We start from the raw sequence: 17,071 nt of genomic DNA, 5'->3' as shown, positions 1-17,071 counted from the left end.
AAGTTAGAAGAACCACTGTACCGCTAAAAGATGTACTTCGTCGTTAGCTTACCGGGATAATGACTTTTTAGGGGATGTACCCGGAGTCCAAACGATCCAATTGTTAAGGTTGGAATGGTAAGCGGTAGAACTACAAATTAACTAAGCCTACAGATGTTAAGTCTTCTCTTAAGTTTGCCGGGCAATATGCTGTAAATACGTTAAATGAATTTGTCGCAGGAGTAAATCAAAATCTAAATCCTGTTTATGCTACAGTTAATGGTGGCCAGGCTATTGTAACAGGAAAGGATATTCAAACAGGTAAGCCAGTGAATAGTGGAGAAGCTGCGGTAGGTGTTTTATCCGCTATACCTATGGGTAAAGCGTTCCAAATATTGGGGGAGCTGGCTGGCATGGCAGAAGGCATGCTAACTCGTGGAGCAGAGCAGACTGTTGCTAAAGCCGCGACATTTGATCCGTCGGCTTTTGCAGACGAAATAATAAATCTTAACAAAGCTACTAATGGAGGCGGAGTCTTACTTAATGGACACCCATCTACGGCAATCAATACAACGATGTATTATGATGCCACTGCTGATCAGGGGGCTTCAATATTTAGGTCAATCTCCGCAGGGCATATGTTTATTGATGGAACAAAAGAAGCCGTCGCTGCATTTCAGTCATTTGCCGAACAAAACGGCTTAAAAACAGCAGGCCGCGAGTAAATGATGAACACTGCGACCCAAGTAGCAACCGGAGAAATTAGTGATGTTTCGGAAATCGCTAAAAAATTAGTTAAATAAATTATGAAGCTTATAAAGAACACACTGGCAAAAGAGTTTCCCTCTCTTACGGAACTGATTAATTGTTTTGAAAGTGTAAAGGAAAATGGAAAAAGAGAAATGATTAGAGCAGATGAGGATCAGCTAGAAAAAGCTTTGATAAAAGTATTAAATAAATATGTAGAAGAGGGCTGAATCAGTCGACAAAGCCCGCAACGATCGTGCGGGGGCTTTGTTATTTAAGAGATATTTTCAGGTATACCCATCCCAATAACTTCCAATAACAAAATATCCATTTTGTTATTAAATTTATTACATGAAACCTACACTCCTGATCTCATTTCTTATTGCCGCTTTCGGGTTGTTGAACTTTCACATGCCCGTGCATGCCGCAGCACCCAGTGATGCTTCCATGGAGATGCTAAAACAGTTCTATAAAGAGTACATCAGGGAGATGCTGAAATCTTCATCTAGTGAAAAGAAACTGCATTCCATCCGGAAGCAGTATTGTACTACCGGGCTTTTGAATAAGATAGAAAGTGCGGAGCTGGATTATGATCCATTCCTAAATGCCCGCGATGCCGATGAAGACTGGTTGAAAACGCTTTCTGTCAGCAAAGACCCACAACGGAAAAAGGATGGATATATTATTTCTTTATTGGATAGCGATACCAAAACCAAAACAACCGTCAAGCTGATAGTCATCAAAGAAAAAGAGCGGTATAAGATAGATGCCATTGTTTACTAGGCAATAAACTTCTGCAAATACCCGTTATCCCCTTAGAGTCATTGCTATATCCATATCTAATTAAACATAATCTGTATGCGTCTACCCCGGCAGATAGTGACCATATTCCTGTTTGCGTTACTGTTATTCAGCTGCGCCCGTGTCCGCCAGACCTTTGAACGTAAAGAACGTGTTTACCAGGCGCCCCGTATTGGGGCGGAATCCCGCTTTGATGAGGGCCTTCGCCGGGAAAAACATCCGCAGCAACTCTTCAGTAAAAAGGAATTGAAAGACATGGAAAAAATGGGCACCATGACCCGCCAGGAACGCAACGCTCCCAATACCCGTATCAGTCCCATGCAGGCAGACAGTATCCTCACCGGTAAAACCAGGGACTCTACCCGTGTTGACTCTGCCAATATCATTCCTGCTGATAGTATTTCTCCCCAGCGCCCCGACACTACCAGGCCTTAATGACTTATGATGGTCACCAGCATACAAACCACTGTTACCTCCCCCTTATCAAACACAACTTTCCCCTTGCATAATAAAACTATTCGCCGTATAATTGTCCACAGGATCGGTGGACTACAGCCGCCTGCATCAACCAAATTCAATAACCTGCATAACATCTGCCTTTAAATCAACAACATGAGAAGACCTATTACGCTTGCCATGGCCGCTGCCCTTGCGCTGGGGCTGAACCAATCCATAGTTGCACAGGAGAAGGCCAACGGTACTAAAGGAAACAATGCCCGGCTTGAAGCGGATTTTGATCAGCAGCTCAGCAGCACACACATCGGTGAAAATATCAAAGCATTCTCCGCAAAACCGCACAACGTGGGCGCCCCGGAAGGCAAGGTAATAGCCGAAAAGATCCTCAACCAGTTTAAAAGCTACGGATGGGACGCCCGGATCGAAACCTACCAGGTACTGTTCCCAACCCCCAAAACAAGGGTGCTGGAGATGACCGGCCCCACAAAGTATACTGCCCTCCTGAAAGAGCCGGCGCTGAAAGAAGACGCTACCTCCGGACAGGATGGCCAGCTGCCTACCTATAACGCCTGGAGCGGCGATGGTAACGTGACCGCGCAACTGGTGTATGTGAACTATGGCCTCCCTGCCGACTACGAGCAGCTGGAGCGTTTAGGGATAGACGTGAAAGGCAAGATCGTTATCGCCCGTTACGGCCGCTCCTGGAGAGGTATCAAACCAAAAGTGGCTGCTGAACATGGCGCTATCGGCTGCATCATATATTCAGATCCCAAAGAAGATGGGTATTATAAAGGGGATGTATATCCCCGGGGCGCTTTCAAAAATGAGCACGGGGTGCAACGCGGTTCAGTTATGGACATGGTGATCTATCCCGGTGACCCGCTTACTCCCGGCATCGGCGCTACGGCAAATGCCAAAAGGCTGGAACGTACTGCCGCACCCACTATCCTGAAAATACCGGTGCTGCCCATCAGCTATCACGATGCGCAACCCTTACTGGCCGCCCTGGAAGGTCCGGTAGTGCCGGAAGACTGGAGAGGGGCGCTGCCTGTTACCTATCATACCGGTCCCGGAAAAGCTACCGTGCATCTGCAGGTGGAAAGTAACTGGAACATCGTAGCGGCCCATGACGTGATCGCTACCATCAAAGGCGCTGAATACCCTGATCAGTGGGTAGTACGGGGCAATCACCACGATGCCTGGGTGAATGGGGCAGGAGACCCTGTCAGCGGACTGGCCTCCATGCTCGAAGAAGCGAAAGCCATTGGCGCCCTGGTAAAGAACGGTTACAAACCTAAACGTACCCTGGTATACTGCGCCTGGGATGGCGAAGAGCCCGGCCTTTTAGGCTCTACCGAATGGGTAGAAGATCATGCTGCAGAACTGCAGCAGAAAGCAGTGGCCTATATCAATACAGACGGCAACGGCCGCGGCTTCCTTGGCGCAGGCGGCTCCCACGCGCTGACAAAGCTGATGGACGGAATTGCAAAAGATGTGACCGATCCGCAAACGCAGGTAAGCATATACGAAAGACTGAAAGCAGCGCAGGTATTGAGAGCTGTCCCGGCAAAAAGAAAGGAGCAGCTGGAGAAGAAGTCGCTCACCCTGGGCGCCCTCGGATCCGGCTCCGACTATTCTCCGTTCTTCCAGCACCTTGGCATCCCTTCGCTTAACCTGGGCTTTGGCGGAGAGGATGACGGCGGCGAATACCATTCTGTATACGATTCTTACGACGATTACACCCGTTTTAAAGATCCCGGCTTTCACTATGGCGTAGCTTTATCTAAAGTAGCCGGCCGCGCTGCCCTTCGCCTGGCAGATGCCGATGTGCTGCCTTTCGACTTCAGTGATCTGTATAAAACGATCCACAGCTATGTAAAAGATATCACGGATCAAACCGACCAGCTGCGCGAAAGCACCCTGCTGGAAAACCGCCTGATCAAAGAACATACCTACCAGCTGGCTGCCGATCCTACCAAACCTTTTACAGTGCCGGCGGAAAAAGATGCAGTGCCTTACATTGATTTCTCTGCGCTGCAGAACGCCCTGGTGGCACTGGACAGAGCCAGCGCCAAACTGGCCGATTCCCTGGCTAAAAGCACTATCAGTCCTGCCGCACGGCAAAGCCTCAACGAAGCGCTGTATAAGGCAGAACAAAGCCTGCTCACAGATGGCGGTCTGCCGCGCCGTTCCTGGTATAAACACACCATCTATGCCCCCGGCTTTTACACCGGCTATGGCGTAAAAACGTTACCGGGTGTACGCGAAGCGATTGAACAACGTAACTGGAAGGAAGCCCGGGAACAGATCCAGGTGGCTGCCGCAGCCGTGAACCGTTTGAGCGCAAAGCTGGACGAGATCACCACACTGATCAGATAGTATAACCATCAACGGATTGTCCGCTGTGCCACCAGGCGGATAATCCGTCAGCTATAACCAACCAATATTTATTCGATCTGAATCTTTTGAGCATGAAAAAATTACCAGCATTCACGGCGGCCCTTACCCTCTGCGCCAGCGCATTGTTTGCCCAGGAGTCTGCCGATCAGGCCGCCATTGATACCCGTGGCTATATTGTTAAAACCGGTGATAAAGCGCCTGCCGATTTTCAATTGGTATATGCCGACGGCCGCAAAACAACCCTCCGGGAATTACAGGGTAAAGTAGTGGTGTTACAGTTCACCGCCAGCTGGTGCAAAGTATGCCGCGAAGAAATGCCCCACCTGGAAAAAGACGTATGGCAGGCTTATAAAGACAAAAACCTGGTACTTATTGGCGTAGACCGCGACGAACCGCTGGAGAAGGTACAGCAATTCCAGCAGGACATGTCCATCACATACCCATTGGCCCTTGACCCGGGAGCTGATATTTTTGGCCGCTTTGCCGATAAAAAGGCCGGCGTTACCCGCAACGTTGTTATTGATAAGCAAGGGAATATTGCATTCCTTACCCGCTTGTATGACCCGGCAGAGTTTAAGGAGATGGTAAAGGTGATCGAGGGCTTGTTGTAAACAGCCATACAACCGCAGATTAAGTCTGGAAGCCGGCTGTTACATTTCGCGTCCACGGCCGCAGGCCTCCGTGATTACAGGCAATACTGACTTCAAAATGGAGGTCGTAATTTACCTTTACATTGATGAACAGGGAAGTTGCAGGGTGGGACGCCCGATATTGGCGGCTGGTTTCTGTGATTTTCCGGTAAAACGCGGCAAATATAGCGGCAGCTCCCGATGGAACTTGCATTCAGATTCCTATATACGCTGTATCATCGCCCTATCAGAGCCGTAGATGTGCTGTCCTTTTAAAGGGACATAACATCTACATAACATCTACATAACATCTACATAACATCTATAGCAGATCCAGGTAGGCGGATGCAATATGGGTCGAAGAAAATACAAATAACATCGGACATTACACGGGTTAGGACAGGTTATTTTTACCGGCTGATACGGAAAAAGGCAGGAGGCCTACGGCCTGGCTCGAAATTTGGTCTTAGCTATGTATAAGGCTAATTTTTTATAATGGTAAGCAAGAAATTCCGAATCATTTATTTACATTTACGCAAAATTTATAATAACCTTTCCTGTAAAAACTAAATGCTACATGATGAAAAAGACCTTTTCTATCATTACCGGTATGTTGCTGGTCCTGTGTCTGAGCAGCAATTTATCTCATGCACAGCTTAATCCCCTTAAACGATTCAGTATCGGTCCCTTTATTGAAGCGGGTATTCCTACCGGTGACCTGAGCGATACACATAACACCGGCATTGGCGCTGGATTAGGCGCAGACATCAAGCTGATAGGCGGCCTGGCCGTAACCGGTTCTGTAAGCTATATGCGTTTTGGGGGTAAGGAGATAGAGGTGCCTGGTATTGGCGCTGCCAAGGTAGACGCCCTGCAGGCGGTGCCTGTACGTGTTGGTCTGAAATATAAATTTCCCATTCCCCTGTTATATGTGAAACTTGAAAGCGGTGCAGCCAATTACATCGGCGATGGTGCAGACGGTTCTGCCGTTATCTTCTCTCCCGGAGTTGGTATCCGTATACTCGGCTTTGACTTCCAGGCCAAATACGAAGGCTGGTACAAAAGCGAGCAGAATATTGGCTTCTGGGGCCTGAAAGCCGGATGGAATTTCTAAACAACTGCTGGTTGCTAGCTGCTAGCTGCCGCGTATAAATTAAGAAGTCCATAGCTCCCGACCGATATCTCAGGATCTCTGTCGAACGCTATGGACTTTACTATTTTTAAGCAATAGCCAATAGCTAAAAGCTGATAGCTAACTGCTTCTCTTCGACTTCACCCCGCAACCCACTGCCTTTGTAAAAGGCGGCTCCGGCTGTTTTCCTGCCATCAACGCGTTCACGGCATTTTGCACGTAGTTGATCCTGCTGCCGTTATCATTGTCCGGATCATTATCTATCGCGCCGATATAAGCTACTTTCACATCCTTATTGTTTTTCTGCAGCACAAATACGTGTGGGGTGCGTAAAGCGCCGAAACGGCGGGTAACTACCTGTCCGGGATCTTCCAGGTAAGGAAAGTTCAGGCTGCTTTTCTTATAGTGTTGCTGCATATCTTCAAAAGCTTCGCCCTGTTGTGCTTCCGGGTCGTTGGGGTTGATCATGATCACCGGGTAGCCTTTGGTCCCAAACTGCTGTTGCAGCGCTACCATCCTGTTCTCATAACCGCGGGATACCGGACAGGTATTACAGCCGAAAATAACAATATACCCTTTGGCATCAGGGTAGCTGGACAGTGAAATGTTCTTGTTGTCTATATTTTTCAGGTTAAAATCGGTTACCACATCGCCTACCTGGTAACCTGTTTCCTGTGCATGGGCAGTAATGCCCAGCACGAGCAGAGAGAGCATGAGTAAGCTTCGCATAACGGTTTTATTTTAATGATCTGTAAATTGTTACCAATTGGTCATAGGTGAATTCCTTTTCCTGGAAACGGCGCAACTGTTTTCCTTTATTTACAAAAAGCGTGGCCGGCAGGCTGCCTGACCATTCCGGGCTGATGCGGTCTATATATTCCTGCTGGTTAGTTTCGTTCAACAGCAGCACTTCGTTATGCAGCTGTACTTTCTGCATGAACGGGATCACATTGGTGCGTAGTTTGGATCTTGCATCCACGCTGACCAGTAATATCTTCACGGGCTCATCTTTATGGGTCACGCCAAATTTTTCAAATTGCGGTAACTCGTCTACACAGGGGCTGCACCAGGTGGCCCAGAAGTTTACGATGTAGGTAGTATCGCCGCCTGCGGTAAAACGATGCTCGAGCTCATCTACCGTAACCAGCGAAACCTGTTGCGCCATGGCATGCAGCAGCAGGGTATTCAATAAAGCGGTATATAATCCCAGTTTCAGCAACATATAGCACGCATATATAAAAGTTACAAAGAAGCAGGCAAACAGGCTATTTAAATTGATGAATGGCAGGCGGGGCAGATGCAGCTTTTTAACAATTAATTACTATCTTAAGACAACGTATGAAAAACATCTTACTGATAATCCCCCTTGTTTCCATGCTATTCGCCTGTAATACCGGCAGCAAACCGCCGGAAACCACCGGGAATGATGCCGCCACCTTTGACCAGGACCTTAACTTCCTGCACCACCATCTTGGCAATATGGTATTGCTGAAAAGCCAGGAGGACAGCAGCATGGTGATTGTGGCGGGAGATTACCAGGCCCGTGTGATGACCAGCTCTGCCAGGGGACTGGGTGGTAAAAGCTATGGATGGATCAACTACGCACTGATAGATTCCGGGACCTACCAGCCGCATATCAATGCCTTTGGCGGAGAGGAGCGTTTCTGGCTGGGGCCTGAAGGCGGCCAGTACGCCTTGTTCTTTCCTCCCGGTAAGGCGTTCGAATATCAATACTGGCAAACGCCTGGCCTGATAGATACCGCTTATTTTGAAGAAGCTTATCGTAGCAACCAGGAAGTGGTATATACCAAACAGGGCACGTTGCAAAACTATGCCGGTACTACTTTTCATATCGGCATCCGCCGCAGGATCAGTTTGCTGAGGAGGGCGGAGATCGTGTCACGGCTGGGAACAGCGCTGCCGGCGGGCCTTGCCAGTGTAGCCTATGAAACAGAGAACACGGTGACCAATACGGGTACCAACACCTGGAGCAAGGATGCAGGCCTGCTGTCTATCTGGCTGCTGGGTATGTTCACACCATCAGATAAAACGGTGATCGTAGTGCCGTTCAAACCATTGCCCGCAGCCCGTGATTATATCAATGATGATTATTTTGGCAAGATCCCGCCGGAGTATCTGCAGATACGCGACAGCCTGCTGCTGATGAAAGCCGATGGCCGCCGCCGCGGTAAAACAGGCCTGGCGCCCGAAATAGCGCTGCCGCTGTCAGGCAGCATAGATACGGAAAGCGGAGCCATTACGCTCATCCTGTTCTCAATTGATCCTTCGGGGGCTTATGTGAATTCGAAGTGGGAACACCAGCAGGAGCCCTATAGCGGCGATGTAGCAAATTGCTATAACGACGGCCCGCTGGAAGACGGCGGGCAGATGGGGCCCTTCTATGAGCTGGAATCTTCTTCTGCAGCCCGGCCCTTATCGCCGGGAGACTCAATGGTGTACCGCCAGACCACCGTTCACCTGGAAGGCGACCGTGCCTCCATGGATAGCCTGGCGCAACGTTTATGGCATCTATCCATTCAAAACATTGCTGACGCTTTCAATAAAAAATAACAGTACCATGGAATTTATTCGCTTGTATAAGACCCTCAGCGGCATTTTTGCGTACTACCAGGACCGTTACTACAAGATGGAGCAGGATTGGGATGCATTGGTAAACAGTCCTGAACTCTTTAACAGCCTTCGTACGGCACTTGGTTCACTAAGCCCCGACACTGGCGCAGAAGAAGCTATCCGCAGCGGCCTGCTGCCGCCCATCGGCACACAGGAGATCTGGGCGGCCGGCGTTACTTATTTCCGTAGTAAGGTGGCCCGTATGGAAGAATCAGAAGTATCGGGCGGCGCCACCTTTTACGATATGGTATATGAAGCCGACCGGCCCGAACTTTTTTTCAAGGCTATTGCCCAGCGTACCTCCGGGCACGGTCAGGCGGTGTATATCCGCAAAGATTCTACCTGGAATGTGCCCGAACCGGAGCTGACCCTGTTCATGAACCGTACCGGCGACATCCAGGGCTATACGATCGGTAATGATATGAGCTCCCGCAGTATAGAAGGGGAGAACCCCCTGTACCTGCCCCAGGCCAAGGTGTATGAAAAGAGCGCTGCTATAGGGCCTTGTTTGCTGGTGCCCGAAGCGCCGCTGCCGGCTACCACCTCGATAACGATGCAGATACTTCGCGATGGAGAGGTTCGGTATGATGATGCCGTGCCGATCAGCCAGATGAAGCGCGGGCATGAAGAGCTGGCGGGATATCTTTTCCGCGAATGCGATTTTCCCCAGGGCTGCTACCTGATGACCGGTACCTGCCTGGTACCCGACAGTAGTTTTACCCTGCAGGAAAACGATGTGGTGGAGATCAGCATAGCGCCTATTGGTAAACTTGTCAACACCATTGCCATCAAAAAATAAAAGCCTTGCATAATTAAAAGAAGTTATTACATTTATACCAGGAAACGGCTTAACCCTGTTTGGTTAAGCCGTTTCTTTTTTTGAGGGTGTTAAGCTTAACATATAGGTAATACAGCATTTCACCCAGGTAAAATACTATCATATTATTTTTGATCCATCGTTTAACTTTATAAAGCAGCATTAAAGGATGGGGAACAATGAAAAATTTACACGTCATTAATTTCTGAAATTAATCAAGTCGGGGAGTGCAGCAGATCAACCAGTAGATGAAAAGTCGTGAAATGTGTGCCAGGCTGTAATCAGGCCAGATCGCTAAATCGTTTTATTACCTTTTTATTTTTCAGCTATGCAAAAAAGCTACTCATGGAAGCTATGCTTCTTTCTTGCCATGCTTTGCCTGTCTGCAGGAACGGTGTTGGCCCAACGTGTCATTACTGGTAAGGTTACCAGTACAGCAGACAGCACCGGTTTACCCGGGGTGACGATTACGATGCAGGGAGCGCCGGGCGGCGGCGTAACGGATGCAAATGGCCGTTTTTCCCTGCAGGTACCCGCCGGAGTAAGGGCTTTAAGCTTTTCTTATGTAGGGTATCGCCAGCAAACCTTCACCATCGGAGATCAGTCCAACATTAACATTGCACTTGAAGTGGCCAGTAAAGGATTGAATGAAGTACTGGTAGTTGGTTATGGTACACAAACGCGCCGCGACGTTACAGGAACCATCTCCTCGATCAAAGGCACGGATATCAAGAACCTGCCGGTGAGCGACGCCGCACAGGCCTTGCAGGGTCGTGCCACCGGTGTAGATATCGTACGCTCTGACGCTTCTCCCGGTACCACGCCCAGTATTCGTATCCGCGGTACGGGCACCATCAATAATGCGGAACCGCTGATCGTAATAGACGGCGTGCCTGCAACGGGCATCAATGATGTGAACCCTAACGATATTGCTTCCATGGAAGTGCTGAAAGATGCATCTTCTTCGGCCATCTATGGTACCCGTGCTGCAAATGGTGTGATCATTATCACTACAAAGAAAGGCAACTACGGGGAGAAGCTGCGTGCTTCCGCCAATGTGTACCGCGGCTTTACCAATGCCATCCGCACTATTCCTTTGCTTACCGCGCCCGAGCTGGTAACGCTGAAACAGGAACGTTATACCAATGATGGGGTGGCCATAGACCCGATCTGGCAAAACCCGTACTACGCTACACAACGTACCGATTGGCAGGATGCCGTATTTGGCACCGGTAAGATCACCAATGCAGACGTTAACGTACGTGGCGGTAACCAAACCTCTACCTATATGTTCAGCGGCGGTTACTATGATGAGAAAGGTATTGTAGAGAACAGCTATTTCAAAAGATTTACCGTACGTATCAACTCAGAGCATAAAATTGGCAAACGCCTGAAGGTAGGAGAGAACCTGCAGCTCACCTACAAAGAAAACTGGGGCTTTGATACCTATTCTTCACAAACAGGCCTGCTTTTCAGCACTCTGCGTTTTAACCCGGCCATCCCCGTGCACAATGACGATGGCAGCTACGGTTCATCCAAAGCCAGCAACGAACTGGGAGACATTAATAACCCGGTGTACACCCTGCAGACCAGTGATGGCTGGAACAAGAACTACCGCCTGCTGGGTAATGTGTATGCGGAACTGGAAATACTGGATGGTCTCACCCTGCGGGGTAATTACGGTTATGATGGCACCATCTTTAACCAGTACAGCTTTGTGCCCAAGGTGCTGGATCAGACCCGTACCCGCGCGCAGGCAGAACTCTGGAACCGCAGTGAAAGCAGTAATGCTGAGCTGGGAGAAGTATTCCTTACCTATAATAAACTGCTGGCACAAAATCATCGTATAACGGTAACCGGTGGTTATTCCGTACAAACACAGAAAGGCTATTTCTTCCGGGCAGAAGGCTGGGGCCTGAATGACGAGGCGCCCGGTCAGCGTGTGCTCGACAACGTGAATGATTATCATGGCATCAACGGAAACTTCATCCCGCAAAATGCGCTGGCATCGGGATTTGTAAGAGGGTTTTACGGGTATAAGGACAGGTACCTGCTGACCGCCACTTTCCGTGCGGATGGTTCTTCCCGTTTCCCTAAAGATAAACGCTGGGGTTATTTCCCGGCCTTCTCACTGGGATGGCGGATATCTGATGAGAACTGGTTTAAGGAAAATATTGCACCCAGTGCTGTGAGCAGCGTGAAGCTTACCGGCGGCTGGGGCCAGCTGGGTAACCAGAATGTAGCAGAATTCCAGTTCCTGGCGCCTATCAACCGCGACAGGCGCTACTCCTTCGGCGGCAACCCGCTCACCGGTATATGGGCGTCCCGCCTGGCCAATCCGGATATTACCTGGGAAAAGGCCGAGATGACCAACATCAGCCTGGAAGCCGGCTTCCTGGATAATAAGCTGAATGCAGTTATCACCTGGTTCAATAAGAACACCCGGGATATGCTGGTGCCCGCGCCCGCGCTGGACGTGCATGGCACCTCCGGTATACCTGACCGTAACATCGGTGAGATGAACAACAAGGGATGGGAAGTAGAACTGAGCTACCAGGGCGGCAATAAGGATTTCAGCTATAATATAAGCGCCAATGCATCCTTTATTAAGAACAGGGTAACCAGGTTGTATGAAGAAGGTACTTACATCGGTTCCACGCTTTACGGCCGCCAGGGCGCAGAGATCTCCCGCACCTATGAGGGGCAGCCTATCGCTGCGTTCTATGGCTGGAAAACAGGCGGAATTTACCAGAACCAGGCACAGATCGACAATGATCCCAATATAGCCAATGACAGCCGCAGATCGCAGATCAGGCCAGGGGATGTTATCTTCCTGGATGTTGCTGGTCCAGATGGAAAACCGGATGGTATAATAGATGAGGACGACCGCACTTTCCTGGGCAGTCCCAACCCGGATGTAACCTACGGTATACAAGCCGGCGCCAGCTATAAAGGATTTGACCTGAGCCTGTCTTTTGCAGGCGTAGCAGGTGTGCAGCTGTACAATGCAGACAGGATGCAGGGTACTGATCCCGCTTACCCTTACAACATGTACGCAGAAATGATGGGCCGCTGGCATGGAGAAGGCACCAGCAATTCCATTCCCCGCGTTACACTGAACAGCGCCAATCAGAATAACCGGGTATCTGACCGTTTTGTAGAAAGCGGCGCTTATTTCTCACTAAGGAATATCTCCCTGGGTTATACTATTCCGGCCGCAGTGTGGAAGCGTACAGGCATATCCGATATGCGCGTTTATGTGGCAGCCCAGAACCTGTTTATCCTGACCGATTATACCGGCCTTACACCCATATTGGGTTATAACGGCACAGGCGATGGTAACCGTCAGCGCGGCGTGGATGTAGCTGCTTACCCGCAGGCCAGGACCATCACTTTTGGCGCAACGCTTAACTTTTAATCTGCTAAACCATGATGAAGAATATGAAACGCAAGAGATATATACCAGCTATGCTAGGCAGCGCACTGCTGCTGTTTGCGGCCGGCTGTCATGTGCTGGATGTTGAGCCCAAGGGCAGCTACACCACCGGCAACTACTGGCGCAACCAGAATGATGCGCTGGATGGTATTACCGGCATTTACGAGGTGCTGTTGCAGGAAGATTATACGGGCTTCAACGAGTTTGTCTTCGATAACTGTTCTGATGACCAGGTACGGGGTGGCGACCACGACTATGACCAGGTAATAGAGGAATTCACATACGATGCATCTACCTACTCCGTTAGGGTGGGATGGAGATGGAAATATGAAGAGATCAGCCGCGCTAACAACGCTTTGATCTACATCCCCAATATCTCAGATATAGATCCCGAAATCAAGAACCGTTGCCTGGGCGAGGCGCATTTCCTGAGAGCTTACGCATACTGGCGCCTCATGCTGATATATGGAGAAGTGCCCATTATCAGGGAAGAGCATGTGTTGTCAGGCGATTATAATCAGCCCAAGGCGGGTCTTGATACAGTACGCCAGTATATTGAGCAGGACCTGCTGGCTGCAGCAGACCTGCTGCCCGAAACCTATGCCTCCGGCGATAAAGGCCGCGTAAGCAAAGGGGCCGCATGGGGCCTGCTCTGCAAACTGTATATGTACTGGGAGAAACTGGACAAGGCCATTGAATACGGCACGAAGGTAACTACCAATGCCAATTACGCGCTGGCCACCAACTATGTAGACAATTTTAACGCCGCCACCGGCAATAACTCTGAAATGTTATTTGCAGTACAGTCAGAGAACGGGTGGGGCTATACGGACTTTGTTACTTACCACGCTCCACGCGCCTGGGGTGGCTGGAGTTTCTTCTTCCCGGTGAAAAACCTTGTGGATGAATATGAGACCGGTGATGCCCGAAAAGATGTATCCATTATGAAGCAGGGCGACCAGATAGACATTGGCACCGAAGTGGTAACGTATGATCCCGGCCTTTCCAGCACTGGTTTTCACTACCGTAAGTTCTGCCGCTGGCTTAGCAACGGTGGACTTGACTACTCCATGAAAACGCCTTTGCTGCGGTCTGCTGATATTTACCTGCTGGTGGCGGAAGCCAAGATCCGTACAAGCGGTCCCGGCGCCGGCGATGCCGAGATCAATGCGGTGCGCAAACGAGCAGGCCTGCCCGATCTGACAGGCGCCAATTTTGCCGCACTGATGCATGAACGGCGTATGGAGCTGGCAGGAGAGAATGAGCGTCACCAGGACCTGATGCGCTGGGACAAAGTAAAGCTGGTAGACATTACCACTTATTACAACAAACCGAAATTATCTTATAACGGTACACAGGTGGCTGTAGGCGGTGCACCGCGTACATTTATTCGTCCCAAACATTATTATTTCCCTATTCCGCAACAGGAAATAGATAAAAGCAAAGGGGTGCTGGTGCAGAACCCGAATTATTAAAGACAGCTGTTGATAAAAAGACGCCCGGCCAGGCTGCAAAGCAGAAGACCGGGCGTCCTTCTTTACATACCGCTCATTTAAGTGTCATTTGTACAACAATTAGAATAATCGTATATTGAACCTCCCATCCGGCAAGATGGAACATAAACCAATTCCACAACTGATATGCGTATAAAACATTTCCTGCTGGCCGCCCTTGTTTTAACCGGCCTCACTGCATCTGCCCAGGCGCCGCAACGTCTTACCGTACAGGTAAACAAACCCGGAGCGATGATATCGCCCCATATGTGGGGCGTTTTTTTTGAGGATATCAACTTTGCAGCAGACGGTGGTCTGTACGCAGAGCTGGTGAAGAACCGTTCCTTTGAATTTAATGATCCGATGATGGGATGGAACGAAGTAAAAAAAGACAGTGGCAAAGGCAGGATACTGATGGTGAACCGTGGTAAGGAAAATGAGAACAATCCGCGTTACGCCCGTATCACGGTTGATGCCGCCATGGGCGCTTATGGCCTCAGCAACGAAGGCTTCAGGGGCATTGGTATAGAAAAAGGGAAGGCGTATAATTTTTCCATGTGGGCCAATGCGCCGCAGGGCAAGAGTTTAAAGGCCCGGATCCTGCTGCTGGACGAAAACGGGCAGCAGATAGGGGCCGCTTCCCTGAATGGTTTTGGGGATGGCTGGCGGCAGTATAAGGTCTCACTCACGGCCACGGCTACTGCAGCCAAAGCCCGTTTGCAGATACTGTTCTCCGGCCAGGGTGCCATAGATGCGGATATGATCTCCCTTTTTCCGGCCGCTACCTGGAAACAGCGGCCCAATGGCCTCCGGGCCGACCTGGTACAGATGCTGGCAGATCTGAAACCAGGCTTTGTGCGGTTTCCCGGCGGCTGCATCGTAGAAGGCCGCGACCTGGCCAACCGCTACCAGTGGAAGAAAACCGTTGGCAAACCGGAAGAGCGCAAATTGATCATCAACCGCTGGAACACAGAGTTTTCGCACAGATCTGCACCGGATTATTTCCAAAGCTTTGGCCTGGGCTTCTTTGAATATTTCCAGCTGGCAGAAGACTTAGGCGCGGCGCCACTACCCATCCTGAACTGCGGTATGGCCTGCCAGTTCAATACCCGTGAAGTGGCCGCCATGAACGAGCTGGATCCTTACCTCCAGGACGCGGTGGACCTGATCGCTTTTGCCAATGGCGATACCACTACCCAATGGGGTGCACTGAGGGCAGCCATGGGCCACCCCGCGCCATTTAACCTTACCATGATAGGGATAGGCAATGAACAATGGGATGAACAATATATAGAACGTTACCGGGTATTTGAAGCCACGCTGAAAGCAAAGCACCCGGAGATAAAGCTGGTGTCCAGCGCAGGCCCTTTCTCCAAAGGCCCCATGTTCGATTACCTCTGGAAAGAACTGAAAGCCAGCCAGGCCGATTTTATCGACGAACATTATTATATGCCTCCTGAATGGTTCCTGGCCAATGCCTCCCGTTATGATCATTACGACAGGAGCCAGGGGCCTAAAATATTTGCCGGCGAATACGCCGCCCATACAAAGGAAGCCAAAGAGGCCGAAAGCCGTAATACCTGGGGCAGCGCCCTGGCAGAGGCAGCCTTTATGACCGGTCTTGAACGCAATGCCGATATTGTAAGGATGGCCTCCTATGCCCCGCTTTTTGCCCATGTGGAAGCCTGGCAATGGCGTCCTGACCTTATCTGGTTTGATAACCTGCGCACGGTAGGTACGCCCAATTACTATGTTCAGCAGTTATTCTCGGCCAACAGAGGCACGCAGGTGGTGCCCGTGCTGCGTAACGGCGAGGTGCTGGCGGGAAAAGACAGCCTGTATGCCAGCGCTGTGATCGACGCACCTTCCAGGAAGCTGCTGCTGAAGATCGTCAACGCCTCTTCCGCCCCGGTACAGCTGGAGCTGCAGCTGGAAGGCGCTGCAGCAAAAGGCGCGGCGGTACAACAGATACTGTCTGCCCCACATCCCGGTGACTTTAACACGCTGGGATCACCCAACAAGGTAGTGCCCACTGAAAAACAGCTGTCTGCAACGGGTAAGCAGCTGCGTATTACTGCCGCACCGGCATCGCTGAATGTAGTGGCAGTTCCGTATAGGTAGGGGAGTTAGTTTTATATTTTAAGTCGTTAGTCGCCAGCCCTTGGTTGTTAGTAAAAGCAGCGAATTTGGTATTCGCGGTCATCACTAATGACTAACGGCTGTCTGCTAACGACTTTTTTTGTATTTTGTGTTATGGAACCATTCAACCTGGACTTTGACCTGCATGGGAGGAATTATATCATACCGGTCTCACTGCATCATGAACAAGGGGGAACTTTCTACCGTGCCACTGTTGATGATGATCACTCCATCGACTATTACCGGCAGGAGAACGGAGCGCTGAAACCGGAGGTTGCCAATGTGGTAGATCCCTCACTGATCAATGCCATCGCTACAAGGATACTTGAACATCTGCACCGTCCAAAATAGCTGCAGACGCCCATCATATTTCGTACTACTTTTACGTTAACTATCCGGCTATAGGAAACC

The 17,071-nt window shown here is 50.0% G+C and carries 15 protein-coding genes; 13 read left to right on the top strand and 2 right to left on the bottom strand.

Features of this window, described 5'->3' with window-relative positions:
• Positions 1-353: 353 nt before the first annotated feature.
• The 7 genes from Q0577_RS09780 to Q0577_RS09750 all read left to right on the top strand — a co-directional run bounded on the left by Q0577_RS09780 (position 354) and on the right by Q0577_RS09750 (position 6,126).
• Positions 354-704: a hypothetical protein gene (locus Q0577_RS09780; protein WP_298735477.1), complete on the top strand. Its 351-nt coding sequence runs from the start codon at positions 354-356 to the stop codon at positions 702-704.
• An 81-nt stretch (positions 705-785) separates the two neighbouring features.
• Positions 786-956 (top strand): hypothetical protein, encoded by a 171-nt coding sequence (locus Q0577_RS09775; protein ID WP_298735475.1) that lies wholly within the window; start codon positions 786-788, stop codon positions 954-956.
• Between the two features lie 121 nt (positions 957-1,077).
• A complete protein-coding gene (locus Q0577_RS09770; protein WP_298735473.1) occupies positions 1,078-1,509 on the top strand; it encodes a DUF3828 domain-containing protein in 432 nt (143 codons plus the stop codon).
• A gap of 75 nt (positions 1,510-1,584) precedes the next feature.
• Entirely contained in the window at positions 1,585-1,962 is a 378-nt protein-coding gene (locus tag Q0577_RS09765) for a hypothetical protein (RefSeq protein ID WP_298735470.1), read from the top strand.
• 177 nt (positions 1,963-2,139) lie between these two features.
• A complete protein-coding gene (locus tag Q0577_RS09760; protein WP_298735468.1) occupies positions 2,140-4,362 on the top strand; it encodes a transferrin receptor-like dimerization domain-containing protein in 2,223 nt (740 codons plus the stop codon).
• Between the two features lie 92 nt (positions 4,363-4,454).
• The gene (locus Q0577_RS09755; protein ID WP_298735465.1) at positions 4,455-4,994 is read left to right on the top strand and encodes a TlpA disulfide reductase family protein; all 540 of its coding nucleotides are present in this window, start codon (positions 4,455-4,457) and stop codon (positions 4,992-4,994) included.
• Between the two features lie 595 nt (positions 4,995-5,589).
• Positions 5,590-6,126 carry a hypothetical protein gene (locus Q0577_RS09750; protein ID WP_298735463.1) on the top strand — a complete coding sequence of 179 codons (537 nt, stop codon included), beginning with the start codon at positions 5,590-5,592 and terminating at the stop codon, positions 6,124-6,126.
• Positions 6,127-6,264: 138 nt separating this feature from the next.
• Here the strand turns inward: Q0577_RS09750 and Q0577_RS09745 are convergent, their stop codons facing one another.
• A complete protein-coding gene (locus Q0577_RS09745) occupies positions 6,265-6,873 on the bottom strand; it encodes a thioredoxin family protein (RefSeq protein WP_298735461.1) in 609 nt (202 codons plus the stop codon).
• A 7-nt stretch (positions 6,874-6,880) separates the two neighbouring features.
• The gene (locus tag Q0577_RS09740) at positions 6,881-7,366 is read right to left on the bottom strand and encodes a TlpA disulfide reductase family protein (protein WP_298735459.1); all 486 of its coding nucleotides are present in this window, start codon (positions 7,364-7,366) and stop codon (positions 6,881-6,883) included.
• Between the two features lie 116 nt (positions 7,367-7,482).
• Between Q0577_RS09740 and Q0577_RS09735 the strand changes: the two genes are divergently transcribed.
• The 6 genes from Q0577_RS09735 to Q0577_RS09710 all read left to right on the top strand — a co-directional run bounded on the left by Q0577_RS09735 (position 7,483) and on the right by Q0577_RS09710 (position 17,011).
• The gene (locus tag Q0577_RS09735; protein ID WP_298735457.1) at positions 7,483-8,715 is read left to right on the top strand and encodes a DUF6786 family protein; all 1,233 of its coding nucleotides are present in this window, start codon (positions 7,483-7,485) and stop codon (positions 8,713-8,715) included.
• Between the two features lie 7 nt (positions 8,716-8,722).
• Entirely contained in the window at positions 8,723-9,574 is an 852-nt protein-coding gene (locus Q0577_RS09730) for a fumarylacetoacetate hydrolase family protein (protein ID WP_298735455.1), read from the top strand.
• 346 nt (positions 9,575-9,920) lie between these two features.
• Positions 9,921-13,010 (top strand): TonB-dependent receptor, encoded by a 3,090-nt coding sequence (locus Q0577_RS09725; protein ID WP_298735453.1) that lies wholly within the window; start codon positions 9,921-9,923, stop codon positions 13,008-13,010.
• Between the two features lie 23 nt (positions 13,011-13,033).
• The gene (locus Q0577_RS09720; protein WP_298735451.1) at positions 13,034-14,503 is read left to right on the top strand and encodes a RagB/SusD family nutrient uptake outer membrane protein; all 1,470 of its coding nucleotides are present in this window, start codon (positions 13,034-13,036) and stop codon (positions 14,501-14,503) included.
• A gap of 165 nt (positions 14,504-14,668) precedes the next feature.
• Complete coding sequence (locus Q0577_RS09715; RefSeq protein WP_298735447.1) at positions 14,669-16,642, top strand: alpha-L-arabinofuranosidase C-terminal domain-containing protein; 1,974 nt, start codon at positions 14,669-14,671, stop codon at positions 16,640-16,642.
• A gap of 132 nt (positions 16,643-16,774) precedes the next feature.
• Positions 16,775-17,011 (top strand): hypothetical protein, encoded by a 237-nt coding sequence (locus tag Q0577_RS09710; protein ID WP_298735443.1) that lies wholly within the window; start codon positions 16,775-16,777, stop codon positions 17,009-17,011.
• Positions 17,012-17,071: the final 60 nt, after the last annotated feature.

Origin of the sequence: uncultured Chitinophaga sp. (genome assembly GCF_937898475.1) — a bacterium.
Lineage (GTDB): Bacteria > Bacteroidota > Bacteroidia > Chitinophagales > Chitinophagaceae > Chitinophaga.
Note: the sequence above shows the minus strand (reverse complement) of the source record. Positions and strands in the feature narration are given on the sequence as shown.